General features: G+C 55.7%; 26 protein-coding genes. 17 read left to right on the top strand and 9 right to left on the bottom strand.

The window, feature by feature from the left end; genetic code table 11:
- Positions 1 to 28: 28 nt before the first annotated feature.
- The 10 genes from AC5S16_RS12960 (at position 29) to AC5S16_RS12915 (ending at position 7,584) form a co-directional block, all read left to right on the top strand.
- Positions 29 to 916 carry a hypothetical protein gene (locus AC5S16_RS12960; RefSeq protein WP_493930491.1) on the top strand — a complete coding sequence of 296 codons (888 nt, stop codon included), beginning with the start codon at positions 29 to 31 and terminating at the stop codon, positions 914 to 916.
- Positions 904 to 1,566, top strand: coding sequence for a class I SAM-dependent methyltransferase (locus AC5S16_RS12955; RefSeq protein ID WP_493930490.1), 663 nt, complete (start codon positions 904 to 906; stop codon positions 1,564 to 1,566). Before AC5S16_RS12960 ends, AC5S16_RS12955 begins: the two co-directional genes overlap by 13 nt.
- A gap of 49 nt (positions 1,567 to 1,615) precedes the next feature.
- On the top strand, positions 1,616 to 1,846 hold the full coding sequence (locus tag AC5S16_RS12950) for a hypothetical protein (RefSeq protein WP_493930489.1): 231 nt from the start codon (positions 1,616 to 1,618) through the stop codon (positions 1,844 to 1,846).
- Positions 1,847 to 1,849: 3 nt separating this feature from the next.
- Positions 1,850 to 2,275: a type II toxin-antitoxin system VapC family toxin gene (locus tag AC5S16_RS12945; protein ID WP_493930488.1), complete on the top strand. Its 426-nt coding sequence runs from the start codon at positions 1,850 to 1,852 to the stop codon at positions 2,273 to 2,275.
- A 48-nt stretch (positions 2,276 to 2,323) separates the two neighbouring features.
- Positions 2,324 to 3,094: an electron transfer flavoprotein subunit beta/FixA family protein gene (locus AC5S16_RS12940; RefSeq protein WP_493930487.1), complete on the top strand. Its 771-nt coding sequence runs from the start codon at positions 2,324 to 2,326 to the stop codon at positions 3,092 to 3,094.
- A gap of 60 nt (positions 3,095 to 3,154) precedes the next feature.
- Positions 3,155 to 3,439: a hypothetical protein gene (locus tag AC5S16_RS12935; RefSeq protein ID WP_493930486.1), complete on the top strand. Its 285-nt coding sequence runs from the start codon at positions 3,155 to 3,157 to the stop codon at positions 3,437 to 3,439.
- A 150-nt stretch (positions 3,440 to 3,589) separates the two neighbouring features.
- Entirely contained in the window at positions 3,590 to 4,567 is a 978-nt protein-coding gene (locus AC5S16_RS12930) for an electron transfer flavoprotein subunit alpha/FixB family protein (protein ID WP_493930485.1), read from the top strand.
- A 2-nt stretch (positions 4,568 to 4,569) separates the two neighbouring features.
- Entirely contained in the window at positions 4,570 to 4,959 is a 390-nt protein-coding gene (locus AC5S16_RS12925; RefSeq protein WP_493930484.1) for a DUF4288 domain-containing protein, read from the top strand.
- Positions 4,960 to 5,090: 131 nt separating this feature from the next.
- Positions 5,091 to 6,830, top strand: a complete 1,740-nt coding sequence (locus AC5S16_RS12920) for an electron transfer flavoprotein-ubiquinone oxidoreductase (RefSeq protein ID WP_493930483.1) — start codon at positions 5,091 to 5,093, stop codon at positions 6,828 to 6,830.
- A 202-nt stretch (positions 6,831 to 7,032) separates the two neighbouring features.
- Positions 7,033 to 7,584 (top strand): GNAT family N-acetyltransferase, encoded by a 552-nt coding sequence (locus AC5S16_RS12915; protein WP_493930482.1) that lies wholly within the window; start codon positions 7,033 to 7,035, stop codon positions 7,582 to 7,584.
- Positions 7,585 to 7,821: 237 nt separating this feature from the next.
- Here the strand turns inward: AC5S16_RS12915 and moaA are convergent, their stop codons facing one another.
- Both moaA and AC5S16_RS12905 read right to left on the bottom strand, forming a co-directional pair.
- Entirely contained in the window at positions 7,822 to 8,850 is a 1,029-nt protein-coding gene (gene moaA / locus AC5S16_RS12910; RefSeq protein WP_493930481.1) for a GTP 3',8-cyclase MoaA, read from the bottom strand.
- Between the two features lie 87 nt (positions 8,851 to 8,937).
- On the bottom strand, positions 8,938 to 9,969 hold the full coding sequence (locus tag AC5S16_RS12905; protein WP_493930480.1) for a hypothetical protein: 1,032 nt from the start codon (positions 9,967 to 9,969) through the stop codon (positions 8,938 to 8,940).
- 145 nt (positions 9,970 to 10,114) lie between these two features.
- On the opposite strand from AC5S16_RS12905, the gene pyrG reads away from it, so the two are divergent.
- Positions 10,115 to 11,764, top strand: coding sequence for a CTP synthase (gene pyrG, locus AC5S16_RS12900; protein ID WP_493930479.1), 1,650 nt, complete (start codon positions 10,115 to 10,117; stop codon positions 11,762 to 11,764).
- Here the strand turns inward: pyrG and AC5S16_RS12895 are convergent, their stop codons facing one another.
- A complete protein-coding gene (locus AC5S16_RS12895) occupies positions 11,765 to 12,220 on the bottom strand; it encodes a TA system VapC family ribonuclease toxin (RefSeq protein ID WP_493930478.1) in 456 nt (151 codons plus the stop codon).
- Positions 12,221 to 12,462: 242 nt separating this feature from the next.
- Between AC5S16_RS12895 and AC5S16_RS12890 the strand changes: the two genes are divergently transcribed.
- The 3 genes from AC5S16_RS12890 (at position 12,463) to AC5S16_RS12880 (ending at position 15,301) form a co-directional block, all read left to right on the top strand.
- A complete protein-coding gene (locus AC5S16_RS12890; RefSeq protein WP_493930477.1) occupies positions 12,463 to 13,119 on the top strand; it encodes a DUF4230 domain-containing protein in 657 nt (218 codons plus the stop codon).
- A 69-nt stretch (positions 13,120 to 13,188) separates the two neighbouring features.
- Complete coding sequence (gene ffh, locus AC5S16_RS12885; protein ID WP_493930476.1) at positions 13,189 to 14,565, top strand: signal recognition particle protein; 1,377 nt, start codon at positions 13,189 to 13,191, stop codon at positions 14,563 to 14,565.
- Between the two features lie 76 nt (positions 14,566 to 14,641).
- Positions 14,642 to 15,301 carry a peroxiredoxin family protein gene (locus AC5S16_RS12880; protein WP_493930475.1) on the top strand — a complete coding sequence of 220 codons (660 nt, stop codon included), beginning with the start codon at positions 14,642 to 14,644 and terminating at the stop codon, positions 15,299 to 15,301.
- Between the two features lie 389 nt (positions 15,302 to 15,690).
- Here AC5S16_RS12880 and AC5S16_RS12875 read toward each other — a convergent pair whose 3' ends face one another.
- The 5 genes from AC5S16_RS12875 to AC5S16_RS12855 are packed head-to-tail and all read right to left on the bottom strand — an operon-like array spanning position 15,691 to position 18,546.
- On the bottom strand, positions 15,691 to 16,485 hold the full coding sequence (locus AC5S16_RS12875) for a DUF899 domain-containing protein (RefSeq protein WP_493930474.1): 795 nt from the start codon (positions 16,483 to 16,485) through the stop codon (positions 15,691 to 15,693).
- A gap of 22 nt (positions 16,486 to 16,507) precedes the next feature.
- Positions 16,508 to 17,236 (bottom strand): DUF899 domain-containing protein, encoded by a 729-nt coding sequence (locus AC5S16_RS12870; protein ID WP_493930473.1) that lies wholly within the window; start codon positions 17,234 to 17,236, stop codon positions 16,508 to 16,510.
- Positions 17,233 to 17,700 carry an SRPBCC family protein gene (locus tag AC5S16_RS12865; protein ID WP_493930472.1) on the bottom strand — a complete coding sequence of 156 codons (468 nt, stop codon included), beginning with the start codon at positions 17,698 to 17,700 and terminating at the stop codon, positions 17,233 to 17,235. Before AC5S16_RS12865 ends, AC5S16_RS12870 begins: the two co-directional genes overlap by 4 nt.
- 4 nt (positions 17,701 to 17,704) lie before the next feature.
- Positions 17,705 to 18,175 carry an SRPBCC family protein gene (locus AC5S16_RS12860; protein ID WP_493930471.1) on the bottom strand — a complete coding sequence of 157 codons (471 nt, stop codon included), beginning with the start codon at positions 18,173 to 18,175 and terminating at the stop codon, positions 17,705 to 17,707.
- Positions 18,172 to 18,546, bottom strand: a complete 375-nt coding sequence (locus tag AC5S16_RS12855) for an ArsR/SmtB family transcription factor (RefSeq protein ID WP_493930470.1) — start codon at positions 18,544 to 18,546, stop codon at positions 18,172 to 18,174. Before AC5S16_RS12855 ends, AC5S16_RS12860 begins: the two co-directional genes overlap by 4 nt.
- A 180-nt stretch (positions 18,547 to 18,726) precedes the next feature.
- Between AC5S16_RS12855 and AC5S16_RS12850 the strand changes: the two genes are divergently transcribed.
- The gene (locus AC5S16_RS12850) at positions 18,727 to 21,150 is read left to right on the top strand and encodes an ABC transporter permease (RefSeq protein ID WP_493930469.1); all 2,424 of its coding nucleotides are present in this window, start codon (positions 18,727 to 18,729) and stop codon (positions 21,148 to 21,150) included.
- A 3-nt stretch (positions 21,151 to 21,153) separates the two neighbouring features.
- Here AC5S16_RS12850 and AC5S16_RS12845 read toward each other — a convergent pair whose 3' ends face one another.
- Positions 21,154 to 21,957 (bottom strand): IclR family transcriptional regulator, encoded by an 804-nt coding sequence (locus AC5S16_RS12845; protein ID WP_493930468.1) that lies wholly within the window; start codon positions 21,955 to 21,957, stop codon positions 21,154 to 21,156.
- 128 nt (positions 21,958 to 22,085) lie between these two features.
- Between AC5S16_RS12845 and AC5S16_RS12840 the strand changes: the two genes are divergently transcribed.
- Together AC5S16_RS12840 and AC5S16_RS12835 are read left to right on the top strand one after the other, a co-directional pair.
- Positions 22,086 to 23,684: an alpha-L-fucosidase gene (locus AC5S16_RS12840; RefSeq protein WP_493930467.1), complete on the top strand. Its 1,599-nt coding sequence runs from the start codon at positions 22,086 to 22,088 to the stop codon at positions 23,682 to 23,684.
- A 112-nt stretch (positions 23,685 to 23,796) separates the two neighbouring features.
- The gene (locus AC5S16_RS12835) at positions 23,797 to 24,882 is read left to right on the top strand and encodes a Gfo/Idh/MocA family protein (protein WP_493930466.1); all 1,086 of its coding nucleotides are present in this window, start codon (positions 23,797 to 23,799) and stop codon (positions 24,880 to 24,882) included.
- Positions 24,883 to 24,884: the final 2 nt, after the last annotated feature.

Raw genomic sequence — 24,884 nt, 5'->3', positions numbered from 1 at the left:
GTCCGATCATAGCAAATTACACTGAACTGTGGCAGTCGTCGTTTCGCCCTCTTCTGAAATTACCCATAAAGCCAGCCTTCCGGCGTGGATTGGCGTTTATTGGCACCTGCTCAGCCTGGATGCGCCGACCGTTGCCGCTCTCTGGGCGTGGAGTTTTTCGCGGGCCGCGCATGTGAATCTACCTTTGCTTGCGCCGCTGCTGCTCGCTGTCGGGACATGGCTGGTTTATGTCGCCGACCGTATCCTCGATGGCCTAAATAGAACGAGGCATGAGGCCCTGCAGCAACGGCACTACTTCTATTCGCAACACAGAAGGGTCTTTCTGTGGGCAGCGGCAGCGGTCTGTCCGGTATTTGCCTGGGCGGTGCTGACGCGCATGTCTCCAACTGCGCGGATGGAAGATACGGCGGTCTTTGCCTTCGCTGCGCTTTATTTCATCCTTGTCCATCTGCGCAACCCTCGCACAGAGCAGTGGCTGCCGAAGGAACTCGCGGTCGGGGTGCTGTTTGCTGCGGCTACAACTGTTCCTACATGGTCGCGGGCTTCGTGGAGCACCAGGGTTTCACTGGTTCCGCTGTTAGCGATGTTTGCGCTCCTGTGCTGGCTGAATTGCGTGGCCATTGAGGTCTGGGAACGGCCTTCCGCCGCGCCGAAAGAATCCATCCATCGAACGACTTCCTGGGCTGGGTGGAATTTTCACTTTCTCTCCAAAGCAGCGGCATTCTTTGCACTCGTTCTCGCAGTGGCGTTCCACCGAGATACAGCACAATGCTGCCTGTATCTCGCTTCGGGATTCGCAGCTCTGCTGCTCGAAAGGCTCGCACGCTTCCGTCACTCTCTGACTACAATGCAGTTTCGGATTGCAGTAGATGCGGCGCTGCTGACGCCATTTCTTTTTCTCGCATGGATGCGGTGAACTTCGACCGGCTGGCGCGGCCGTACCGCTGGCTGGAGTATCTGACCTTCGGTAAGGCTCTGGAGCGCTGCCGCTTCCATTTCCTGCCTGCATTGGCCGAAGTGCGCAATGTCCTGGTGTTCGGTGATGGGGACGGACGATTTCTGTCGCGGCTTCTGCGGGCAAATCGAAATTTGATTGCTGATGTGGTGGATGTCAGCCCGGCCATGCTCCGTGTTCTGGATGAGCGGCTTTCCTCTGACGAACGTGCGCGTGTAATGCAGCATTGCGTGGATGCACGTGAGTTTGTCATTCCTGCCAGGACATACGACCTTGTGGTGACGCACTTCTTTCTCGACTGCTTGTTTGAGCCCGAGATTTCAGCTCTGGTGGATCGCATCAGGCCGCATCTTGAGCCGGGTGCGCTGTGGGTGGTGTCGGAATTTTCCCTTCCCCGTGGTCGCGCTGGATCGTTGCTGGGGAAGGCTATTATTTCCGGGCTCTATTGGGCCTTTGACTTGCTGACAGGATTAAAAGCGCGCACATTGCCAGATCATGCAGCGGTATTGAGAAAAGCAGGATTAGAGTTGGCGCAGGAACAGCCGCATCTTGGCGGATTGCTAATCAGCCAGCTCTGGCAGGTTCATCCTCAAATCCGTCGATGTTCATAAATCTAATTTTTGTACACATCATGCTAAACTGAACTTCGAGGTCCCTGCCATGGCAACCACCAAGACCCGTATCATCCATAAGCATTTCCGCCTTGATTCGGTGAAGCTCAAACGCGCGCAGAAAGTGCTCGAAGCCTCGACAGAAACTGAGACAGTAGAACGTGCCCTTGATCTGGCGATCTCAGAACACGAGCGCACCAAGCTGACAGCGGAAGCCAATCAGAAATTTCTGAGAAGCGGCGTCGTCATCCGCGATGTTTACGGAACGCTGGCAGAGTAGCGGATGCCGATCCTTTTTGATTCATCCATCTACATCGCGGCTTTGCGGGTGGGCGGCAATGCGACCTTGCTGGTGCAGCGCTGGGCGCAGGAGTCTCCGCTCTGGCTTAGTTCCGTAGTGCTGGAAGAACTGTACGCAGGAGCTGATCCGCACAGTCACCGGATTTTGGACAAACTGGAACGCGATTTCGAAAAAGCGAAAAGACTCCTTGTTCCCAATCTAAGCGACTGGATTCTGGCCGGAAAAATACTTGCCCGGCTGGGCCGAAAGTATGGCTACGAACAGATTGGCCGGGCGCGATTGACGAACGATGCTCTCATAGCAACAAGCGCAGCTCGCGCGGGCATCACTGTGCTTACGGCAAACCAGCGGGATTTCGTTCGTTTGGCAGAGTTTTGTCCTTTGCAGTGGCAAATGCGCGTGCTTTAGCGGCACAGCAAGGCATTAGCAAAATCCGATATACTGGCGCGTTCGCTTATGAAGATTCTGGTTTGCATCAAGCAGGTACCGCAAAAGGACGCTCCGCTCAAGCTGAATGAAGCTGGGACGTGGATTCGCGAAGACGTCTCCTACGAAGTCAATGAGCCGGACGCCTATGCTCTGGAAGAAGGGCTTCGCCAGAAGGAGAAACATGGCGGCGAAGTAGTCGTCATCACGGCGGGCCCGGCGCGCGCGCAGCAGGTTTTGCGCGAGGCCCTGGCCAAGGGTGCGGACCGCGCTATTCATCTGGAAGACGACAAGTTCGTTCATCTTGATTCGACTAACACGGCTCGCGCCATTGCCGCGGCAATTGCCGATGAGAATTTCGACCTGATCGTTACGGGTCTGCAATCGGATGATTTCGGCGCGGCGCAGACCGGTGTTCTATTGGCTGAGATTCTCGGGCTGCCGCATGCCACCATCATCATTGGTATTGAGAAGACCGATTCCGGCCTCCACCTGAAGCGCGAACTTGAAGCCGGGCACTACCAGTTCATCGATATGCCAACGCCTGCGGTGCTCACCATTCAGAGCGGCATCAACAAGCTGCGCTATGCCTCGCTTATCGGGATCAAGCAGGCTAAGAACAAGCCGCTGCGCAAGGTGACGTGGGCCGAAGTCGAACCCAAGTTGAGCAAAAACCTTCAGCAGATCGAACGGCTCTACATCCCGGTCAAGCAGAAGAAGACGGAAATGATTGATGGCCCGGCGGCGGAAGCGGCGCGCAGGGTAACTGAATATCTCAAAAACACCGCGCGCGTGATTTAATGTTGGCGTACGGATTTTCGGTGGTTTTTCCGCCGCGAAATTTTTGGAGACTGGAGCACGATGCCCAACCTGAACATTCCTGAAGAGGAACGCAACCTGACCCCTGACGATATCGAAGCGCTCGACAAGCGCCGCCAGTGGGGATTTACCTTCCAGATCATTGCCGGGCAGTTCGCAGTTTTCGCCGTGCTGCTTACGCTGTGGTCCGGGCAGGACGTGACCTATTCGCCCGGCTGGGTGCATCCGATGTTCTATTACAACGTCCTTGCCGTAGTGCTGGCGCTGGTGTTCGGCGGTTACGGGAGCTATCTGAAGCGCGGCCGGCCTGAGTTTTCGAGTCTGTAACTGCGGTGGTAGTGGAAGAAATTCCCTCAGCGGCTAAAGCCGCAAAAATAGTGATGTTTGCGGCACGGCTAAAAGCCGTGCCCTTTCAAAACAATTTCTTTTGTACAGTTTTGAACCAACAAGGGGAGCTGCGGCTCCCCTGAGGTGTGTATGGCAGACACCATTCTTGTTGTCGCAGAACAACGCGAAGGCAAACTCAATCGCGTCTCCTTTGAAACCATCGCTGCCGCGCAGGCCATTGGGAAAGAAACCGGCTGGCCGGTCGAAGTTGTTCTTGCGGGAAGCGGCATCGCCGCGCTTGCGCAGGAGCTCGCCGGAAAAGCCGTGGCCCGTGTCTATGCTCTCGAAGGCGCAGCACTTGCTGCATACACCTCCGACACTTATGTCTTTGCGCTGAAGCAGTTCATTCAGGAAAAGCAGCCGAAGCTGGTGCTCTTTCCGCATACTTATCAGGTGCGCGACTTCGCTCCACGCCTGGCTCTGGCGCTTGACCGCACGCTGATCTCGGATGCTATCGGCTATAAGTACGAGAATGGAAAGCTGCTCTTTACGCGGCAGATGTTTCAGGGAAAATTTGCTGCGGATGTTTCGTTTGCCGGAGATTCGCCGTGGCTGGCCACCTTCCAGATTGGCGCATTCCGGGGTGATCAGGCTGAAGCGGGTTCCGCTCCGGTAGAAAATGTTGCTGCGGCTGAGACCGCGCCGCGCATTACCCCGCATGAAGTCTTCCAGGAAGCGAAGCAGGCCGTTGATCTTTCGCAGGCTGAGGTCATCGTCGCTGTGGGGCGCGGCATCAAGGAGCAGAAGAACCTTGCGCTGGCTGAAGAACTGGCCAAAACGCTCGGCGGCGAGGTCGCGGCATCGCGTCCTATCTGTGACAATGGCTGGCTACCACTTGAACGGCAGATCGGCAGCTCCGGGCAGACGGTTGCGCCGAAGCTCTATTTCGCGCTGGGCATCAGCGGGGCCATTCAGCACATTGTCGGCATGAAGGGCTCACGCACGATCGTCGCTATCAATAAGGACCCTGAGGCTCCTATCTTTGAGATTGCGGATGTGGGCGTCGTCGGGAATTTATTCGATATTGTGCCTGCGCTGACGGAGGAGATTAAGAAGGCGAAAGTATAGCAATGGCACGGCTTCCTACGAGTACTGAGCGGTTTATCGCTATTCTTGTTCAGGAGTTACGAGTAATAGAAACCAGCAACAATGTTGTCTGGAAAAATTTTTACTTAATTCACGCAGACAGTCCTGAAACTGCTTACCAAAAAGCACTACAGATTGGTAATAACCTTCGGAGCGAATATAAGAATTCAGATGATCAAACGGTGAAATCTCTGTTTCGTGGCGTCGCAGAACTTCTGCCAATCTATGAAGAATTAGAAGGTGGAGCAGAAATCTTATTTGAATCCGAAGAAAACCTATCTGAGGAACGAATATTGAAAATGGTTAAATACAAAGAAGAACTAGCTGCATTTTCACCTTCAGAGGACAGCGATATTGCACCCAGTTTGGGCTAGTACTCGGCTTGGTTCGCACAGCGAACTGTTTGGATGATTTTGTAGCTGCCGAAACGAAAAGCAGATCCTTCGCTCCGCTCAGGATGACAGCATGAAACTGTTCCCTGCCTCTAGTAAGATGGTCGGTCGCTATGAGCATTCATTTCCGCAAACCACTTGAAGGAATCGACCGTCCGCAGATGGAAGCCGATGTTGTCATCGTCGGCGGAGGACCTGCCGGTATGGCCTGTGCGCTGCGGCTCTCGCAGCTGATCGATGAGCACAACCAGAGCCATCCTGATGCGCAGCTTTCAAAGGAGAACATCTACGTTCTTGAAAAAGCACGTGAGGTGGGCCAGCACTGTTTATCTGGAGCGCTGCTCGATCCGCGATCCATGCGCGAGCTTTTGCCAGGATTTGAAAGTGAAGCGCCGCTCGATGCAGAGGTTACGAAGGAATCTGTCTATTTCTTCACCAATGACAAGGCACGCAGACTGCCTATCGTTCCTCCGCCGTTGCGCGACCATGGAAACTACGTCATCTCGATCAACAAATTCGTGAAGTGGCTGGGCGAGAAGGTCGAAGCTGCGGGCATCACTGTTTTTACCGGATTTGCAGGGTCTGAATTGCTGTTTGAAGATGAAAGCCGCAATGTAGAAACTGCGTGTGTCGCGGGCGTTCGCACCGATGACAAGGGCGTCGATAAAAACGGCCAGCAGAAAGCAAATTTCGAGCCGGGATATGACCTGCGCGCGAAGATCACGATTCTCGCCGAGGGCACGCGCGGCAGTTGTGCGAAACAGCTTATTCAACAGCTCAATCTGGAAGACCCTGATCATGCGCAGACCTACGGTGTCGGCATCAAGGAGCTCTGGGAAATTCCCGCGGGCCGCGTCGCCAAAGGCGAAGTTATCTATACGCTGGGTTATCCGCTGACGGCGAAGGAATACGGCGGCGCCTGGATTTACGGTATTTCAGATACGGAAATCTCGATTGGCTACGTTACCGGGCTCGACTACGAAGACCCGCGCACTGATCCGCACCACGTTTTCCAGACCTACAAAGAGCATCGTTTTACGCGCAGCCTGCTTGAGGGCGGAAAGATGGTCCGCTATGGCGCGAAATCGCTGCCCTATGGCGGATGGCTCACGATGCCGCGCATCTATGGCAATGGTTGGATGATTCTTGGCGACTCGGCCAGCTTTCTTAACTCGCAGCGCCTTAAAGGCATTCATCTTGCGATCAAGAGCGGCATGCTGGCAGCGGAGACGGCATTTGATGCGCTGCTCTCCGGCGACACTTCTGCTGATACGTTGAGCGAATACAAGGCCTCGGTCGATACGAGCTGGATCCGTGAAGAACTTTATCCTGTGCGGAATTTTCATCAGGCCTTTGAGCATGGCCGGACGGAAGGCCTTCTCAAAGCCGGCATCCAGTTTTTCCTGCGCGGCAGCAATCTTGGGCCAGACGCGAAGAACCATGCGGGTTATCTGCGCATGAAGCAGCTCGATGAGCTGGGCCAGTGGGCGGGCGAGCGCGAGCCGTTTCTTGGCAATGCGAAGGGCGACGGCAAGCTGACCTTTGACCGCCTGACGGATGTCTACCACTCGGGCACGCGGCATGATGACGACCAGCCGACGCACCTCGTTGTCGAGGACCTGAACATCTGCAGCACTCGCTGCGTGAAGGAGTTCGGCAATCCCTGTCAATATTTCTGTCCGGCGGCGGTGTATGAGATGGTTGAGTCGGGCGAATCGCCTTCAGGCAAAGAGCTGCACATCAATTTTGCCAACTGCGTGCACTGCAAGACCTGCGACATCATGGACCCTTATCAGATCATCAACTGGGTGCCTCCGGAGGGTGGCGGTGGACCGAACTACGACAGAATGTAAATTGGTCGATGGTATTGCTCTCCCACCCTTTCGCAAAAGCGCGAAAGGATGGGGCACCCAGATTTCAAGCCACTCTTAGTAGGGGGCAGTTGGAATTTTCCCTCAGGGGCTGAAGCCCCATTTTCATGGCACGGCTGAAGCCGTGCCCCTTCAAAACAGATCAAACTGATCCACTACCCCACTCTGCGGTAGATTGAATTTCATGGCTGCCATCTACATTCGTATTGCAACTCGTGATGATATTTCGGCGCTCAAGGAGCTGATTGAGCGCTCGGTGCGCGAGCTGCAGTCGGGGTGGTACACGCAGCAGCAGATTGAGGCTGCGGTGCATTCTGTCTTCGGGGTGGATACGCAGCTCATTGATGATGGCACGTATTATGTCGCCGAGATTGATGGAAAGATGGCCGGGTGCGGTGGATGGAGCAAGCGCAACACGCTCTATGGGGCCAGCCATTTCGATCACTCCCGCAACGATGTTCTGCTCAATCCGGAATATGAGCCTGCCCGCATTCGCGCCTTCTTCACGCATCCGGAATTTGCGCGCCATGGAGTCGGCACTGCCCTGCTCAAACATTGCGAAAAAGCAGCGCTTCAGGCTGGGTTCCAGAGCATGGAAATGGCAGCGACGCTTCCCGGAGTCCCTTTGTACCGGGCTTATGGTTATGAGGTCCAGGGAGAGTTCGACGTGCCGCTTCCGGAGGGCGAGTCCATCCAGGTAAAGCGCATGGCGAAGCAGCTTTGCGAGCCTACATAATCAATATGTTGGCAAAACGGTTGCGTAACCGTCCGACTCGTGAGAAAGTACCAGCACAGTTCCAGTGTCAAACGTTCGATACCAGAGTTTTCTATGGCTCAACTTCTGTGTCCCTGGTGCAACGAGGCAACGACCGTCCGACGGTCGCATATGCGCTGGTACGACCTGCCTTTATTCCTGATCGGGAAGAAGCCTTATCGCTGCCGGACGTGCAACCGCCGCTTCTATTTCCGGTAACTATCCGCCGATGTGGACCATGCTGCGCGAAGGCTTGAGGAAGCCGGGTTCGCCGATGTGATGGCGGGCTTCTTTCTGATCGACTGTCAGACGGATGAAGTCGGCCATCTCTTCGTCGGTGGCTCCGCGCTGCATTCTGCCGTACAGGTCGTGGTCAAACTGCGAAAAGAGGCAGGTGCGAATCTTGCCGTCGGAAGTGAGGCGAACGCGGCTGCAGTGCCCGCAGAAGGCCTGTGAGACGGGCGCGATAATGCCTAGCTCTCCGATGCCGTCATCGAAGGTGTAGCGCCTGGCCGTTTCGCTGGGCGCGTTAGCTTCGAGCGGCACTACCGGACGGAAGGTCTTCAGCTTGTCCAGCAATTCCCGGGCAGAGATTACAACTTCGGGCGTCCAGAGGCGGTCTTCCTCGAGCGGCATGAATTCGATGAAGCGGACGATGACACCTTCATCACGGGCAAATTTTGCGAAAGGGATGATCTGGTCTTCGTTAAATCCGCGGAGGAGGACGCAGTTGACCTTTACCGGGCCGAGTCCGACGCGCTGCGCTGCGCGAATGCCTGCCAGCACTTTGTGGAAGCTTCCGGGAACGCGAGTGATGCGCGCAAAGGTCTCGGGATCGACCGCATCCATGCTGACGGTCACGCGGCTCAGGCCGGCATCCTTGAGCGGCTGCGCCATTTCTTCGAGCAAGTGGCCGTTGGTAGTCAACGCAAGATCGAGAGGCTCGCCTTCGACTGTACGTAATTTTGCCAGTTGCGTGATCAGCCCCGTCAGGCCCTTGCGCAGCAGCGGCTCTCCACCAGTCAGGCGGACCTTTTCAATGCCCAGGCTCACGAAGACTCGCACGATGCGCAGATAATCGGGCAGCGGAAGATCGGCGTATTGCGCGCCGTCATTGCCGGTGCGGCAATACACGCATTTGTAGTTACAGCGGTCAGTAACGGAGACACGCAGATCGGTGATAGCCCGGCCATGCTTGTCGATCAGGCGCAATTGGGTTTCGCCCGGAATGGTCAACGATACCGCCATGTTCTCCTTCTACTTTATTTGATGTGGGCGCAGCAGGATAGGTGCAATGGCAAGCGACCAACGGAGGCGGCGGGGACCATGCAAAACCTACTGTGGCTGGGATGGCGTCGCAGACGCGGCTGCTCCATGCAATGGCTGAATGGGGGTGAGGGCGTTCTTGTTCTCGGGAGAGGTCGGATCGACGCCAAAATCCCACACGTCGAGGTTCACTTCCTGCGGGGAAAGCACTTCCATCAACGCATATTCACCGAAACTCAGCGGCTCTTTGGGAACTACCTTCATCCAGTGGCCGCCGGGCAGGATTTGAGTCGTGGTTTCAACCGTGTCTTCAGAGTGCGACATTTTGCCTACCATGCTGATGTTCATGGCAGCCACCACGCGCAGGTTGCGGCGCGACTGCACGCGCACGATGACATAGCGGCTGGTGGGCGAGCTGTAGTTGTTCTTGTCTTTGGTGGAACTGGCGCCGTGGGTATCGACCTTTAATGCGTTATCAGGAGCTTCCTGGTCATCGCTGGCATCGAGGCTGACGTAGAGCTCCGGCTGGTTGACGTGAAGCTGGACCTTCGAGCGCGCGCCTTCGATCTGGATGAGCTGCTTTGTGCCTCCCAGAGGATTGATGGTGGCCCTGAGCACGTTGTGGCCAAGGTTCTTGTTCAGGTCGCCGTTACTCTGCTGCATCTTGACCAGCTCCGGAGTTCCCTGAAAAGTATCGAGCACCCATACGCCGCTCTCATCCGGTACCCGCAGCCCCGGAGAAACTGTGGGCATGCGCGACTTCTCGGCCTCGCGTTCGGCTGCGGCTTCTTTATCGATTTCCGCGGCTTCGTTCTGCTCCTGTTTTTCGCGGGCTGCCTCAGCAGCGGCGAGAGCTCCGGGGGCGTGTTCCTTGTTCCACTTGTCGGTTGCCGGCCAGTCGATCAGGTCTTTGGGGATTTCTTCCCATTCACCTCCGCGCTCGGCGCTTTTGTAGCGGACGCGGTCGCCCTTGATCTGGTAATCCGTAATGACCTGATAGGAGCCGTCTTTAAGAATGAGACGCTTGTTGCCCGACTGGCCCAGCGCAGGCAGGGTGCAGGCAAGGATCACAGCAATCAGGGCACAGACAAAGCGTTTCATAGACCGTTGTTTAGACGGATTCGTCTCCGGTTACGTCTCGGGAGAGCGTTCCTCTCCTGTCTTTTATTTTCGCTCGATTTCGGATAGAATCAATTGTGCCTACCTGGTACGCCAATCAAAACCACAAGAAAAAGGTGAAGCAGCGATGTCCGCAAAGTACATCTTTGTGACCGGCGGAGTTGTATCCAGCTTAGGAAAGGGGTTAGCCGCCGCATCGATCGGCTGCCTGCTGGAAGCACGGGGCCTGAAGGTCAACCTGATGAAGTTTGACCCTTACCTCAACGTCGATCCCGGAACCATGTCCCCCTTCCAGCATGGCGAGGTCTTTGTCACCGACGACGGCGCCGAAACCGATCTCGATCTTGGCCACTACGAACGCTTCACCCACGCCCGACTTACCCGCGACAATAATCTCACCACCGGACGCATCTACGAACAGATCATCACCAAGGAACGCCGCGGCGACTATCTTGGAAAGACCGTCCAGGTTATCCCTCACGTCACCAATGAAATCAAGAATGCCATGCGCAAGGTCGCGACTGACTCCGATGTAACTATCGTTGAGATCGGCGGCACGGTGGGCGATATTGAATCGCTTCCCTTTCTTGAAGCCATTCGCCAGATGCGCCAGGAGCTTGGCCGCGAGAACACGGTTTTTGTTCATGTCACGCTCGTTCCCTGGATCAGCGCAGCTCAGGAGCTGAAGACCAAGCCGACGCAGCATTCGGTCAAGGAGATGCTTTCTATTGGAATTCAGCCCGATATCCTGCTTTGCCGCAGCGACCGCGCGCTTTCGCGCGAGATCAAGGGCAAGATTGCGCTCTTCTGCAACCTCGAAGAGCAGGCTGTGATTACGGCCAAGGATGTTGATTCCATTTACGAAGTACCTCTGTGCTTTGCGCAGGAAGGCGTCGATGCGCTGGCTCTCAAGTACCTGCATCTTGAAACGCGCCAGCCTGACCTCAGCCGATGGAAGGACCTTGTCGATCGCTGCTACAACCCGAAGGACGAAGTTTCGATCGCGATTGTCGGCAAGTACGTTGAGTATGAGGACAGCTACAAGTCACTCAAGGAAGCGCTGGTGCATGGCTCGCTCGCGCACAATCTGAAGCTGCGCGTCACCTGGATTGAAGCTGAAGGCCTCGAAACACCGAACTACGAAGAGCAGCTCAAGGGCTTTGACGGAATTCTCGTTCCCGGAGGCTTCGGTAAGCGCGGCATTGAAGGCATGCTGAACGCCATCCGTTATGCGCGCGAAAATAAGATTCCCTACTTCGGCATCTGCCTGGGCATGCAGACCGCCTGCATTGAGTTTGCTCGCAACGTCTGCGGTTTGAATGGCGCGAACTCAAGCGAGTTCGATCCGGCAACGCCGCACCGCGTTATCTACAAGCTGCGCGAACTGACTGGCGTTGAGGAAATGGGCGGCACGATGCGCCTGGGCGCATGGACCTGCATCCTGCAGCCTGATTCGCTGGCTTACAAGAGCTACAAGTCAACCGAGATCAGCGAGCGCCATCGCCATCGCTACGAATTCAACCGCGAATATGAGGCGCTGCTGACCGGCGGCGGATTGCGCATCACGGGAACCACACCCGACGCGACGTACGTCGAGATTGTCGAGATTCCTGAACATCCATTTTTTCTGGGCTGCCAGTTCCATCCCGAATTCAAGTCGAAGCCACTCGAGCCGCATCCGCTGTTCAGCTCGTTTATCAAGGCGAGTTACAAGAACCGGACTGGGAGTGACGAACTCAGCACATTGACAGAAGAAAAAGTTTCGCAGGCTTCATAATTAGTTCGCAATCTGAGGCAATAGAATCAGTCCGTGAAGTCTCCCGCGAAAGCCGTGATCGAATGTAACCAAGCTCATCCCTGAAGCAAGGGCAAATGCAGCAAGATAAGCATCGGCCCAAGACTTGGCCGAGGGATGTGCAGATTGGGCAAATTTGCGGAATACGGGTTCAACGCCTGCTGGTTCCTCTGCCAGAAATATCCGTTGGTCCGCAAGCCATTTATCATAAATATCCCAAGCTTGTTTCTGGTTCATCACATCGCGCTTCATGACTGCTTGCGTAGTCAGAAGCCTCAGCAGGCCAAGCTGTGTAAAGCGTGAAAAACAGATAGCATCAAAGTCACTTAGACCATCAAACCATGACCGGGCTGCATTGTAGTGCTCATGCCGCTCATAGCTCAATGCAAGCCATACATTCACATCAGGGAAAAGGAATGATCTTGTAGATGGTTTCATTGTCTAGCTTGAGAGTTCCTGGCTCTTTCGACGGAATCAGCGGTAGCTTTATCTTCTTTTTCACTCGTCGGGACTGGCTATGAAGCTCCGCCTCGACTCCACGAAGGATAATCTCCTTTACAGTGCTGCCTTCTCTGGCGGCTTTGCTTTTCAGCTCTCGATAAAGTTGATCGGGAATGTCGACGGTCGTCCTCATATCCCTCAGGCTACCATATTTATGGCAGCCTGAATCTCATAAAACTATGGATACACAGTCGCTGACTCCAGCTTCGAAGCGCACTCGCATTCCAACCATCTTGCTCGCGCTTTTTCTCGGCCTTATTGTCGGGGTCATTGCGCTCGCGCTCTTTGTTCGCAATGCTACGCAAGGCGTCTGGAACGAAATTGCGGCCAAGGTCACCGGGCGCAGCCTTTCGATCGAAACTTCCCTGCCGACGGTCGTCAACAAGATCCAGCAGCTTCAGCGTCTTGAAACCGTTGTCTACACCATGGACAAAGTCGTTGAAGGCTCACGCGAAAATGCCTACCTGCCCAATTTCCTTACCGGCGACAAGCTCCTGCTGGTCGTCCATGGACAGGCTATCGCGGGCATTGATCTGAGCCACCTGCAAACCAGTGACATAAGGATTCAGGGACGCATGATTCAGGTCCATCTGCCGAAGCCTGAAATCTTTACCACCACGCTCGATAATTCCAAGACCCGCGTCTATTCGCGCGAGACGGGTCTGTTTGTCGCTGCTGATCCGAACCTCGAAAGCGAAGTCCGCGCCAAAGCCCAGCAGGATTTGCAGCAGGCGGCTCTCAAAGACGGCATCCTCGAAACGGCACGCAAAAATGCTGCCGCTACCGTCACCACGATGCTGCTCGGGCTTGGGTTTGAGCAGGTCGAAGTCAAGTAAGTTTTAACCGCAGAGAATTTCTTCCCGAACCGAACGGCCTGCTCCGGCTGGTAAACTTGAAGAGCAACCATGTTTGAAAACCTCTCAGAAAAGCTGCAGCGGGCGTTTAAGAATCTCCGCGGACAGGGCACGATCTCCGAAGAAAACATCGGCGAGGCCCTGCGTGAAATTCGCGTCGCCCTGCTCGAAGCCGACGTCAATCTCAACGTCGTCAAGGAACTGATCGAACACATCCGCGCCAAGGCCGTTGGGCAGGAAGTGATGACGGCGCTGTCGCCCACTGAACAGGTCATCAAGATCGTCCGCGATGAGCTGGTCACGCTGCTGGGCAAAGATACGGCTCGCTTCAACTTCGCCTCGCGTCCCCCGACGGTCATCCTGATGGCCGGACTGCAGGGCTCCGGTAAAACGACCACCTCGGGCAAGCTGGCCGCGTGGCTGCAGAAGGGCGGGCATCGCCCCATGCTGGTCTCGGTCGACGTCTACCGCCCGGCGGCGCGCGAACAGCTGAAGGTTGTCGCCAAATCGATCAAGGCCAATATCTATGAAGGCGACACCAAAGGCGAAGCTGCAGGCACGGCGCTTGTCGAGCGGCTGGCCAAGGAAGCGAAACGCGAGGCTGTCATTACGGGCTGCGATACGCTGATCGTGGACACTGCAGGCCGCCTGCACATTGACGAAGACCTGATGGGCGAGATGGAGTCGCTCAAGAAGCTGCTCACGCCGCAGGAGATTCTCTTCGTCGCCGACTCGATGACCGGGCAGGACGCCGTCAATTCCGCGGACCAGTTCCACAAGCGGCTTGGGCTGACGGGCATCATTCTCACCAAGATGGACGGCGATGCCCGCGGCGGTGCGGCGCTTTCGATCCGCCATGTCACAGGGCAGCCGGTGAAGTTCATCGGCGTGGGTGAAAAGCCGGACGCCTTCGAGCCTTTTCATCCGGACCGCATCGTGAGCCGCATTCTCGGCATGGGCGACATCATGACGCTCATCGAGAAGGCGGAAGAAAAGCTTGACCGCAAAAAGTCCGAAGAGTTCGCGCGCAAGGCGCTCTCGGGCGACGGCTTCTCGCTTGAAGACTTCCGGGATCAGCTGCGCCAGATTCGCAAGCTCGGATCGCTGCAGAGCATCATGAAGATGCTGCCCTCGGTTGGGCCGATGGCCGGGATCCAGCAGATGGCCGACCAGGTGGATGAAAAACAGTTCGTCCGCGTTGAGGCGATCATCAATTCCATGACGCAGAAGGAACGCAATCACCACGAGATCATCTCCGGCAGCAGGCGCAAGCGCATCGCTTCCGGCTCAGGAACGACGGTGCAGGAAGTCAACCAGCTCCTGCGCCAGTATGCGCAGATGCGGAAGATGTTCAAGAATGTCGGCAAAGGCGGAATGCTGCAGCGCCGTGCCATGGGGATGCTGGGCGGTATGCGCGGCGGACGGTAAATCTACCGCCAAGACGCTAAGGACGCCAAGTTTCGCAAAGACTTTTTAGCAAGAGGCAATAGAGTTCTCCTTTCCTATGATCGATCTCGACCATCGCCTGCAGGACCAGCTTGACGACATCACTGCGAACACGCGCAAACTGGTGCAGCCGGAGAGACTGGCCATCAGCGAGCAGGCGGTGGCTGATCTTTTTGCGAGCGGGATCGAGCAGAAGATTCTTCCCGTAGGCGCAAAGGCACCTGAGTTTACTCTGCCCGATGCTTCAGGACGAGTGGTTCGCTCGTCAGACCTGCTGGCTCTTGCGCCTCTCGTCGTCAACTTTTTCCGAGGGCGCTGGTGTCCTTACTGCGTCACGGAACTCGAAGCATGGCGCGATCTTTATGAGGTTGTTCGCGAAATGGGGGCCTTGCTGGTTGGCGTTTCGCCGCAGACTGTCAGGCAGAGCGACTTCGCCGCTGGTCAGCACAAAATTCCCTTCCCTCTGCTGCATGATTCGCATTGCGATGTGGCGCAGCAGTTCGGACTGGCTTACAAGGTTCCGCCTTTTCACCAGAACTACTATCGCAGCATCCTGGTGAATATTCCCTTCGTAAACGGCGATGAGAGCTGGATGCTGCCGCTGCCTGCAACATATGTTCTTGCTCAGGATGGAACGGTGCTCTTTGCTGAAGCCTATGCTGATTTCAGAGTGCGTCCCGAGCCCGGCGAGGTCTTAAAGTATCTGCCGAAGCGGTAGCGGCACTCCCCCTAGAATTATCATCCTGAGCGAAGTGACCGAAGGGAACACAGTCGAAGGATCTGCTTTTCTCTGTTTCACCCTCGAGAACAGTAAGAGAAACATCCCCAGGTTAGCTTCGCGAACCTGGGGCACCCGTTATCTTGCAAACCGGAAAGTATATTTCGCTATTAAGCAGAGCAGCGATATGGAACAAAAAATTATCAGCGACTCGCGCAAATATGTTGCTGTCGAAACGGAAATTCCCAGTCCTGTCGCAACGGCAATATAACCGACCAGACATGCGGGGCACTTCGGGAGCAGCACCAGAATTGTTCCTGGGACCGCTCCCTCCGTTGCTTTGCGCAGCCAGTGTGATTTGCGAGTTACACTGCAGCACTGATGCGCGTTCATGAGTGGCTCTCGCATCCGCAGGGAGATTTCGTCGTCGCCACATATCGTCCCTGTTCGTTCACTGTGCCGCTGGCCTCGTAACGGTCGTGGTGACGCACCCAGTCGGTCAGGTTGTGGCGCGGACCAGTCTCATTGCGGCCCTTGGGCGTGATGTCGAGATACATGTAGGTCGCGACGAACTGCTCATCGCCGCGTCCGTGCGTCGAATAGGTGTGGAAGATGTCGCCGTTCGCGTCTTTGTAGAAGACGCTGTCGCCGGAAAGCTCTTCGCTTACGAAGTCCTGCATGGCATAGTTGTAGAACACTTTGCCGTCTTTCATGTCTTCCGGGCGGTACGAGACGTGGAAGTCATAGTTGAAGTCGCTGTTGTAGGACGACACCCAACTGAACTTCCATCCCATGCGCTTTTTGAAGGCTTCGATCTCTTCCAGCGGCGCGCGCGATACTGACACGAGCGACACATCGTGATGCTCCAGATGCGCCAGTGTTCCGTCGATGTGGTCGGACTTGAAGGAGCAGCCCACGCAGCCTTCCTTCCAGCCCGGGCCAAGCATGAAATGCTGCACGATGAGCTGGCTGCGTCCGTCGAAGAGATCGGACAGCGTTACCTTGCCTTCGGGCGCGTCGAAGGCATAGTTCTTTTCGATCTTGATCCATGGCAGTTCGCGCCGCTGGCGGTTCAGTTCATCCCGCAGACGGGTTAGTTCCTTCTCTCTGGCCAGAAGCGCTTTGCGCGCTTCCAGCCACTGCTTAGCTGAGACTACTTCATGATTCACGGTTGCTGTGCTCATGATTCTTCTCCAGAGTATGTATTTACTTGCTGTAGCGGTCGTGGTGCCGCACCCATGCCATGGCATCAGGTCCAAACTCTTCTTCATTGCGGCCTTTTGGCGCCATGTCGAGGAAGTGGTAGGGTAACAGCATCCCTTCCCCGCCGCGAGCGTAAGACGAATAGGTATGAAAGACGTTGTTATCCGAGTCCTTGTAAAAAGCGCTCGTGCCGGTCGCTTCTTCGGAAGGAAATCCGATCTTGTCGTTGTAGTTATAGTTGAAATTTTTCTGTGCCATCTCTTCCTTCGTGAAGGAGACGCGATAGTCATAGTTGAAATCGCTGCCAAAGGATGACACCCACCGGAACTGCCATCCCATGCGCTTCTTGAAGGCTTCAATTTCTGCCAGAGGCGCGCGGGAGACGGCAATCAGGGTCACGTCACGTTGTGCGAGATGAATGACGCTGCGATCAAAGTGATCCGCAGCCATCGAGCACCGCGGGCAGCCCTCTCCCCATCCCGGGCCCATCATGAAGTGATAGATGACAAGCTGGCTGCGGCCATCGAAAAGGCCTGCCAGTGTTTCTCTGCCTTCCGGCGTGTCGAAGATATAGTTCTTCTTCACCTTGACCCATGGCAACTCGCGCCGCTTGCGGCTTACTTCATCGCGCAGCCGGGTGAACGCCTTTTCTTCAGCGAGAAGCGCTTTGCGTGCTTCCAGCCATTTCTCTTCAGATACAACCGCATGCGGTTCGATTGCTATGCTGCTCATGATTTTTTCTCCCTACTGGTTTTGGCCAGCACATCTGCCTTGAGATTGTCGGCGAAGCGCGACCAGCCGATGTTCATCTCGACGCCGTCGCGCACGTTCTCCGGAATCTGTCCGATGGCGCGGTGCGAGAACTTCAGGTGCGTGATGCCACCCTCTTCCTTCAGGCGAAAAATGATGTGCGATATGGCAGGCGCGGACATGAATACTGGGCCGTGAAGCTCGATCAGTGTGGGCGGCTCGATAGCCTGCACATGTCCCCAGCAATGGCCGGTGTTGTTGCCGAAATCGCGGTACCAGCGGCCGCCGGGCCATGGCTCGAGCTTCAGCCGATGGATCTCGCCGGTGGGCGATTCATTGAGCGGACCGATGTGTTCGAGCATCGTTTCCCAGACGATGTCGATCGTGGCCGCAATCTCGACCTCTTTTGTGACTTCCACTGTCAGGATGGTTTCTGTTCCTGCCATCGTTTCAGACTCCCTTCACTACTTTCTGCTGCGCTCTTCTGCCAGCCTTGGCGAAGAAGTTGTCCCAGCCCTTGTTGGCCTGTGCGCCGTCGATGTGTTCCGGAGGGATTTGCCCGATGGCGCGGTGCGAGAACTGGATGCGTGTCGCGCCATTTTCTTCGCTCAGACGGAAAAGCACATGAGAAATGGCGGGCGATGACATGAACATGGGCCCGTGGATCTCCAGCAGATCGTGAGGGCGGATGGACTGCACGAATCCCCAGCAATGGCCGGTGTTGTTGCCAAAATCGCGGTACCAGCGGCCGCCGGGCCACGCTTCGAGCTTGAATGGCATGGGCTGTCCGTCAGGGTCTTCGTCGAGCGGACCGAGCTGTTCGAGAACCGTTTCGAACACAATGTCGATGGGGGCGGCGATTTCTATATCGCGCACGATTTCGATGGCCTGGATCGCCTGTTCCGGCGCCTTCTGGGTCATTTCTGCTCCTTGTCTCTGCGCTGATTTTCAGCGGTGATGCGTTCCATCATCTTTTGCTCGGCCCTTGTCTTGATGCGGTCGAGATTATGCGTCCAGTAGCGTTCATAAATTTTCACCCAGTCATGCACAGGTTTCAGTTCCTTTGCATTCAGGCGGTACAAGCGCATTTGCCCGCGTTTGCTTACGGTCACCACTCCAACTTTGCGCAGCACTCCCAGATGCTTGGATACGGCCGGCTGGGGGATGCGCAGCCTCAGCACAACATCGCCGACGGCGTGTTCTTTTCCGTCGCCGAGCATGTCGATAATTTCGCGACGGCGCGGCTCGGCGACTGCGTTGAAGACATCGGTGGTGGTAGCGGCCCTTGGCATGAACATTAACGTATATTCCTATATGGGAATATGTCAAGCGTTGATTCAACTTTTTTGGGGAGATTTCTGGCAGGCGACAACAATATCCCCAGGCCGAATCGACCAATTTTCTTGATTTCACAAAGGAAACGGGGTTTGATGATTGACACCACATCCCCATTTGCGAGGAGGGGTTTTCCTATGCAGGCGTTCCTGCAGGACCTTCGCTATGCCATTCGCCAGTTGCAGAAATCGCCTGGGTTTGGCGTCACGGTCATCACCACCCTGGCATTGAGTATTGGAATTACGGCTGCGGTCTTCAGCGTGCTGTATGCCATGTTGATCCGGCCCTTGCCTTATCAACAGCCTGACAGAATTGTGGCCCTGCAAACCTACTCGCCAGAGGGATACACGCAGCCTGCCTCCTATCCGGAATATCTGGACTGGAAGCGGATGAACCATACTCTTTCTGCGTTGATTGGACGCAGCGGCTTTGGCGGAACTGTGAACTTCGAAGGTCCTACTGGCCCTACCGCCTTGCACTCTGCACAAGTAACCGACAATTTCTTCGATGCATTTGGCGTCAGTCCGATTCTTGGCCGCACCTTTGCCCCTGGCGAAGACCAGGACGGCAAGAATGATGTCGTTGTGCTGAGTTACGAAGTCTGGCAGCAGATGTTTGGCGGGAACAAATCAGCTATTGGACAGCAAGTGAAGCTGGATGGGCGCTCGTACACCATCATTGGCGTCATGCCTGCAGGGTTTCGCTTTCCAATCAGTCTCACCAATGCCGTCTATGTTCCTCTGCACCTTACCAAACAGCTGCATGACAATCGGGGCAATCATTTCATGCCTGCATTCGCACGCCTGAAACCAGGCGTAACGATAAAACAGGCAGAAGCAGATTTGAATGCTGTATTTGCTGATCTGGGGCGCGACTATCCCGATACAAAAGGCCGCAGGGTAAAGCTGATTGATATTGGTACTTTCATCCTGGGGAAAACCGACAGCTCTCTGCGCTTGCTGATCTATGCAGTACTTGCGCTTCTGGCAATTGGCTGCGTGAATATTGCCGGTCTGCTGCTTGCGCGAGGCGTGAAGCGCGAGCGCGAGATGGCATTGCGCTCGGCGATTGGAGCAGCCCGTACTCGAATCGTGCGGCAAATTTTAACTGAAGCTCTGCTTTTCGCTGTTTGCGGAGCAACGGGTGGAATTCTGCTTGCCTATGGACTACTGCACGTCATCCGCATGCTGTTGATTTCCGCACTTGCGAGAGGCGCCGAGGTCCAGGTGAATGTGCCGGTGCTGCTGGCCGCTTTATTCACCTCTGTGATTGTTACGATCCTGGCTGCGCTCACGCCAGCCTTGCGCCTTTCCGGTACGTCTCCAATTCTCGCACTTCGCGCAGGTGGAAGCGCCGGAACATCGCGCGGTCAGCACCGCCTGCGTGCTGTCTTTGTGATTACCCAAATGGCTCTGGCGCTGTCATTGCTGATTGTCTCGGGTCTGCTGATGCACATGCTTGGCAGTCTCAGGAATACGGAGCTCGGATTTTCTCCGGACAACATCCTGACAGCAGAAATTGATCTTTCACCCGGGCGCTATGACGGCCGCGATGTCATGACCGATTTCTATCAGCCATTGTTTGACAAAATACATGCCATTCCTGGAGTACAGGCCGTCGGAATGATTCAGCTTTTGCCGATACAAGGCTATGGCTGGAATTCTGAGGTACACGTTGCCGGAACCCCGCCTCCGCCGCCGAATGAAGAGACCCTGGCTGAGTACCGCATTGTGTCGCCGGGATATTTCGACGTCTTTCAAAACCAGTTGGTTCGTGGACGACTGCTTGACCCGAAACTTGATACGGCAACATCGAAGCCTGTCATGATTGTGAATGAAGCTTTCGTGAAGAAGTTCATTCCACCAGGCCGTGACCCGATCGGCATGCAACTCGACAACGAAGACAAACCGGTCATTGTCGGCGTGGTAAAGAATATCCGCCAAAACATCTACGAGCCGCCGTTGGCTGAGACAGATTACGTCTCATCTCAAGTCCCAAAAGATGAAAGTTTTCGCAATCTCGGGAACATGACACTGGTCATTCGTACTGCGGTCCCTCCGGGAAGCATCATTCCCAGCCTGCGTCGCGCTTATCATGACGTTGATCCGACACTTCCATTCCGCACTCCGGAGACGATGGACTCGGTTGTTGCCGATACTCTGATCTTCGAGCGGCTGGAAAACTGGCTATTTGGCGCGTTTGCCGGACTCGCTGTTCTGTTAGCTGTTGTCGGCCTCTACGGGCTGATCAGTCACGAGGTGGAGCTTTCCACACGCGATATCGGTGTACGCATGGCGCTTGGCGCTTCACGCGGACGGATTCTGGCCGGCATTTATGGCCGCGTGGGCTGGATGCTTGCTCTGGGCGTAATGACAGGCCTTGCGCTTACATGGGCAGCGCGGAAGTACATTAGTTCCGTGGTCGCCATGCACATGGACAAGGATGCCGTCAGAATCCTGACGCTTACTCTGGCTTTGATCGGAGCAGGACTGCTTGCTGCCCTGATTCCGGCACAAAGGGCCTCCTCGATTGAGCCGGTTGAGGCCCTGCGCGAGGAATGACGGTTATTTCTTCGCAGCCTTCTTCTCGCCCTGGGTTGCAGGATGCGCTACGCCGCCGATCGCTTCCGACAGCTTCACACTGGCGTCACGCAGCGCAGCGCGGACGTTTTTCGTGCCGGTTGTTTCTTCAATGCGCGCAAGATACGGCACGGTGAGAGCAGCTACGGCATTTCCCCGCTCGTCCAGCACGGGATAACTTATGTTTACGACGCCACGTATCTCGTAACTGTCCCGCTCTTCGTAGCCCTGTTCCCGGATCTTTTTGAGGTGCTCGTCAAGGTCTTTGGGAATGCGGCTGCCGGTACGATGCTGCCAGGTTTCGACGGCGCGGTAACGAACATCCTGCGGAATGTGTGCGAGGATAACGTGTCCTGTCGCTGCATGCATGAGGTCGACAATGGCTCCGGCTTTGACATAGAAGCCCGGACTTATGGGTGAGTCGGCCTGAGCGACGATCACCACATGGCCCGCTTCGAGCACGCCGAGGTGACAGGACTGGTTGAGCTGGTGCACTACATCCTGCATGATGGGCAGCGCTTCTGAAACAAGCCGCTTGGTTGGCGGATATTCAAGCGACATACGGAACATCTTGAGTGTCAGGCGAAAACGCTCGTCTTCATCTGAACGCGCAATATAGCCGCGCTCTTCGAGACACAGCAACATGCGGAAGATTTCCGAAACTGTTCGGTTCAGGCGGCGGGCGACTTCGCTTTTCGTGAGTCCGGAAGGCTCATGCGCGAACAGCTCCAGAATGTCGAGCCCTTTTTCAAGAGCAGGCGTGGGATAGCGGCGTTTTACCGTCTTCAAAATAGATACCCTGCAGTGGTCTGGTTTTTTATTAGCAGAAATTGTAACGCGAAGGTGACATTCCCATTGTTCATCAAAATGTTTTTTAGCGTATAAAAATAGGAGCTAAAATTTCCCCGGAGTGGACGATGAGGATTTCCTGCCTGGCAAGACCGCTGGCCATTGGCTTTCTGCTTGCAACCGTATCATTGACAGCCCCGGCACAGCAGCCGAATCAACAGCTGAACCAGGATGACCTGACCTGGCAGCAATCGGTTCACAAGTATGACAAAGAGCGCCAGGCAGTGCTCTCGTCGGTGGATAAAGCCGTGAACGAAGGGCCGTTTCAACCGGACTGGGATTCGCTGAAGGGCTACAAGATTCCCGGGTGGTATCAGGATGCGAAGTTCGGCATATTCATTCACTGGGGCGTGTATTCAGTACCCGCCTTCAGCAGCGAGTGGTATCCGCGCTACATGTATCTGCAGGATTCGAAGGAATTCAAACACCAGGTCGAGACTCACGGGCCGCAGACCAAGTTCGGATACAAGGACTACATTCCGATGTTCCGCGCGCAGGACTTTGATCCCAAGGCATGGGCCGCGCTCTTCAAGGAATCCGGCGCGCAGTACATCATTCCTGTCGCCGAGCACCATGACGGCTTCCAGATGTACCGCTCTGACTTGAGCGACTGGACAGCAGTGAAGATGGGGCCGAAGCGCGATGTTCTGGGCGAGCTGCGGACGGCGATTCTGGCTGAGGGATTGCACTTCGGCGCTTCATCGCACCGTGCCGAGCACTACTGGTTCATGAATGGCGGACGCCAATTCCCCTCTGACGTGCAGGACCCGAAATATGCTTCGCTCTATGGACCGGCACATTCCGGTATCAATCCCAGCAAGGATGGAACCGGGCACCCGGACAAGGCTTACCTGGATGACTGGCTTGCGCGCAGCGGCGAACTGGTGGAGCGGTATCATCCTGAGCTTATTTATTTCGACTGGTGGGTGGAGCAGGATACTTTCCAGCCTTACTTGAAGCGCTTCGCCGCGTTCTACTACAACCAGGGGGCGAAGAATGGCCAGCAGGTTGTGCTCTTCCGCAAGAACAATGCATTTCCTGACGGCACCACAGTCCTCGATATCGAGCGCGGGCTGCTCGATGCGATTCGTCCGCAGCACTGGCAGACCGATACATCGATCAGCGACAAGTCATGGGGATACATCAGCGGCGATACTTATAAATCTCCAGAGAGCCTGGTGTGGCAGCTCATCGATATTGTGAGCAAAAACGGAAACCTGCTGCTGAATATCGGGCCGAAGTCCGATGGCACGATTCCGCAGGAAGCGCAGAACATTCTGCGCAAGATGGGCGCGTGGCTCAAGGTAAATGGCGAGGCCATCTACGGTACCCGTTCGTGGACGACTTATGGAGAGGGGCCGACGAAGGTAGTGACTGGATCGTTCCACGACTCTTCGGTAAAGCCGTACACAGCGCAGGACATCCGCTTTACGACGAAAGGCAAGACGCTGTATGCCATTGCGATGGGGTGGCCGGCTGACGGTCATCTGCTGATTCACTCGCTCGGCACCGGCAGCGGCTTCAAACCAGCCTCCGTCTCGCTGCTCGGCTCGGGCGCAGCCATCCATTTCACGCAGAAGGATGATGGGCTGCGACTCGATCTTCCAGCGCAGGCGCCTGGCGAATATGCGTACAGCTTTAAGATTGTTCCGGCAATAGGAGTATGAAGCGTGATGTTTTCACAAATTAACTGATTTTATTGACAAACAGTTAATTTTACTTATAGAACATTGATTGCAGGCGCAGCAGTTCCGTTACTGCTGCGCCATGTGTTTCACGATGGGCGCTGATTTTGAATCCCGTTTGCGGCAGGCCTTGCAGAAGGCTGCGCCGCCATTGCCGAAGACGCCTCTTCCGGTTGTCATTATCGGAGCCGGCGGCATTGTGCATGATGCGCATCTGCCTGCTTACAGGAAGGCCGGTTTTCCTGTAGTTGCACTGGTCGACGCGAACCAGGAAAAAGCGGCAGCGCTGGCGCAGAAATTCTCGGTGCCCCTGGCTACCAGCTCAATCGCTGAAGCTATCAGCAAATCACCCAAAAACAGCGTCTTTGATGTAGCCGTTCCGGCGGGCGCAATTCTGGATGTGCTGCCGCATCTGCCGGACGGATCTGCGGCTCTGCTTCAGAAACCGATGGGCAACACGCTTGAAGAGGCTGAACAGATTCTGGCATTGTCCCGCAAGAAGGGACTGACGGCTGCGGTGAACTTTCAGCTGCGTTATGCTCCAGTGATGCTGGCGGCGAAACGCATCACCGATTCAGGACTGCTCGGCGATGTGCACGACATGGAAGTGGTGGTGAATGTCTACATGCCATGGGAACTGTGGACATTTCTTGCCACGGCGCCACGGCTTGAGATCCTGTACCACAGCATTCATTATGTCGATCTCGTGCGCTCATGGTTCGGCAATCCGGAGCGCGTGCTGGCAAAGACCGTGCGGAACCCGCTTACTGCCAGCCTGGCGGCGACGAAGAGCGTCATCATGCTGGATTATGGCAATTGGAAGCGTGTCTACATCGCGACGAATCATGAACACCGCTATCAGGGTTCGCAACGCAGCTATGCGCAGTGGGAAGGCACGGAAGGCGCGCTGCGCGCGGTGATGGGCGTGAACCTTGATTATCCCAAGGGCAAGCCGGACACACTCAGCATTGCCAGACGTGAAGAAGACTGGCAGACGCTACCCACGGAAGGCAACTGGTTTCCGGATGCGTTTATCGGATCGATGGGATCGCTGCAGGCTTACGTTTCAGGCGATGCAAAGACCCTGCCGACCGGCGTAGAAGATGCGATCGACACCATGCGCACGGTGGAAGCCGCCTACATTTCCAGCGAGCGCGATGGAGTTCCGCTGAAGAGATAGCC

The sequence above is a fragment of the Acidobacterium sp. FHG110202_01 genome (assembly GCF_059115305.1).
The sequence above is the reverse complement of the archived record's forward strand: the minus strand, read 5'-3'. Positions and strand labels throughout refer to the sequence as shown.

Excerpts from the sequence above, each read along its gene's own strand:
- AC5S16_RS12955 (WP_493930490.1), top strand. The coding sequence starts at position 904 with ATGGATGCGGTGAACTTCGACCGGCTGGCGCGGCCGTACCGCTGGCTG.
- AC5S16_RS12835 (WP_493930466.1), top strand. The coding sequence starts at position 23,797 with ATGGGCGCTGATTTTGAATCCCGTTTGCGGCAGGCCTTGCAGAAGGCT.
- AC5S16_RS12850 (WP_493930469.1), top strand. The coding sequence starts at position 18,727 with ATGCAGGCGTTCCTGCAGGACCTTCGCTATGCCATTCGCCAGTTGCAG.
- moaA (WP_493930481.1), bottom strand. The coding sequence starts at position 8,850 with ATGGCGGTATCGTTGACCATTCCGGGCGAAACCCAATTGCGCCTGATC.
- AC5S16_RS12950 (WP_493930489.1), top strand. The coding sequence starts at position 1,616 with ATGGCAACCACCAAGACCCGTATCATCCATAAGCATTTCCGCCTTGAT.
- AC5S16_RS12870 (WP_493930473.1), bottom strand. The coding sequence starts at position 17,236 with ATGAGCAGCATAGCAATCGAACCGCATGCGGTTGTATCTGAAGAGAAA.
- ffh (WP_493930476.1), top strand. The coding sequence starts at position 13,189 with ATGTTTGAAAACCTCTCAGAAAAGCTGCAGCGGGCGTTTAAGAATCTC.
- AC5S16_RS12905 (WP_493930480.1), bottom strand. The coding sequence starts at position 9,969 with ATGAAACGCTTTGTCTGTGCCCTGATTGCTGTGATCCTTGCCTGCACC.
- AC5S16_RS12945 (WP_493930488.1), top strand. The coding sequence starts at position 1,850 with ATGCCGATCCTTTTTGATTCATCCATCTACATCGCGGCTTTGCGGGTG.
- AC5S16_RS12920 (WP_493930483.1), top strand. The coding sequence starts at position 5,091 with ATGAGCATTCATTTCCGCAAACCACTTGAAGGAATCGACCGTCCGCAG.
- AC5S16_RS12940 (WP_493930487.1), top strand. The coding sequence starts at position 2,324 with ATGAAGATTCTGGTTTGCATCAAGCAGGTACCGCAAAAGGACGCTCCG.
- AC5S16_RS12860 (WP_493930471.1), bottom strand. The coding sequence starts at position 18,175 with ATGACCCAGAAGGCGCCGGAACAGGCGATCCAGGCCATCGAAATCGTG.
- AC5S16_RS12875 (WP_493930474.1), bottom strand. The coding sequence starts at position 16,485 with ATGAGCACAGCAACCGTGAATCATGAAGTAGTCTCAGCTAAGCAGTGG.
- AC5S16_RS12840 (WP_493930467.1), top strand. The coding sequence starts at position 22,086 with ATGAGGATTTCCTGCCTGGCAAGACCGCTGGCCATTGGCTTTCTGCTT.
- AC5S16_RS12855 (WP_493930470.1), bottom strand. The coding sequence starts at position 18,546 with ATGCCAAGGGCCGCTACCACCACCGATGTCTTCAACGCAGTCGCCGAG.
- AC5S16_RS12895 (WP_493930478.1), bottom strand. The coding sequence starts at position 12,220 with ATGAAACCATCTACAAGATCATTCCTTTTCCCTGATGTGAATGTATGG.
- pyrG (WP_493930479.1), top strand. The coding sequence starts at position 10,115 with ATGTCCGCAAAGTACATCTTTGTGACCGGCGGAGTTGTATCCAGCTTA.
- AC5S16_RS12915 (WP_493930482.1), top strand. The coding sequence starts at position 7,033 with ATGGCTGCCATCTACATTCGTATTGCAACTCGTGATGATATTTCGGCG.
- AC5S16_RS12925 (WP_493930484.1), top strand. The coding sequence starts at position 4,570 with ATGGCACGGCTTCCTACGAGTACTGAGCGGTTTATCGCTATTCTTGTT.
- AC5S16_RS12930 (WP_493930485.1), top strand. The coding sequence starts at position 3,590 with ATGGCAGACACCATTCTTGTTGTCGCAGAACAACGCGAAGGCAAACTC.
- AC5S16_RS12890 (WP_493930477.1), top strand. The coding sequence starts at position 12,463 with ATGGATACACAGTCGCTGACTCCAGCTTCGAAGCGCACTCGCATTCCA.
- AC5S16_RS12935 (WP_493930486.1), top strand. The coding sequence starts at position 3,155 with ATGCCCAACCTGAACATTCCTGAAGAGGAACGCAACCTGACCCCTGAC.
- AC5S16_RS12880 (WP_493930475.1), top strand. The coding sequence starts at position 14,642 with ATGATCGATCTCGACCATCGCCTGCAGGACCAGCTTGACGACATCACT.
- AC5S16_RS12865 (WP_493930472.1), bottom strand. The coding sequence starts at position 17,700 with ATGGCAGGAACAGAAACCATCCTGACAGTGGAAGTCACAAAAGAGGTC.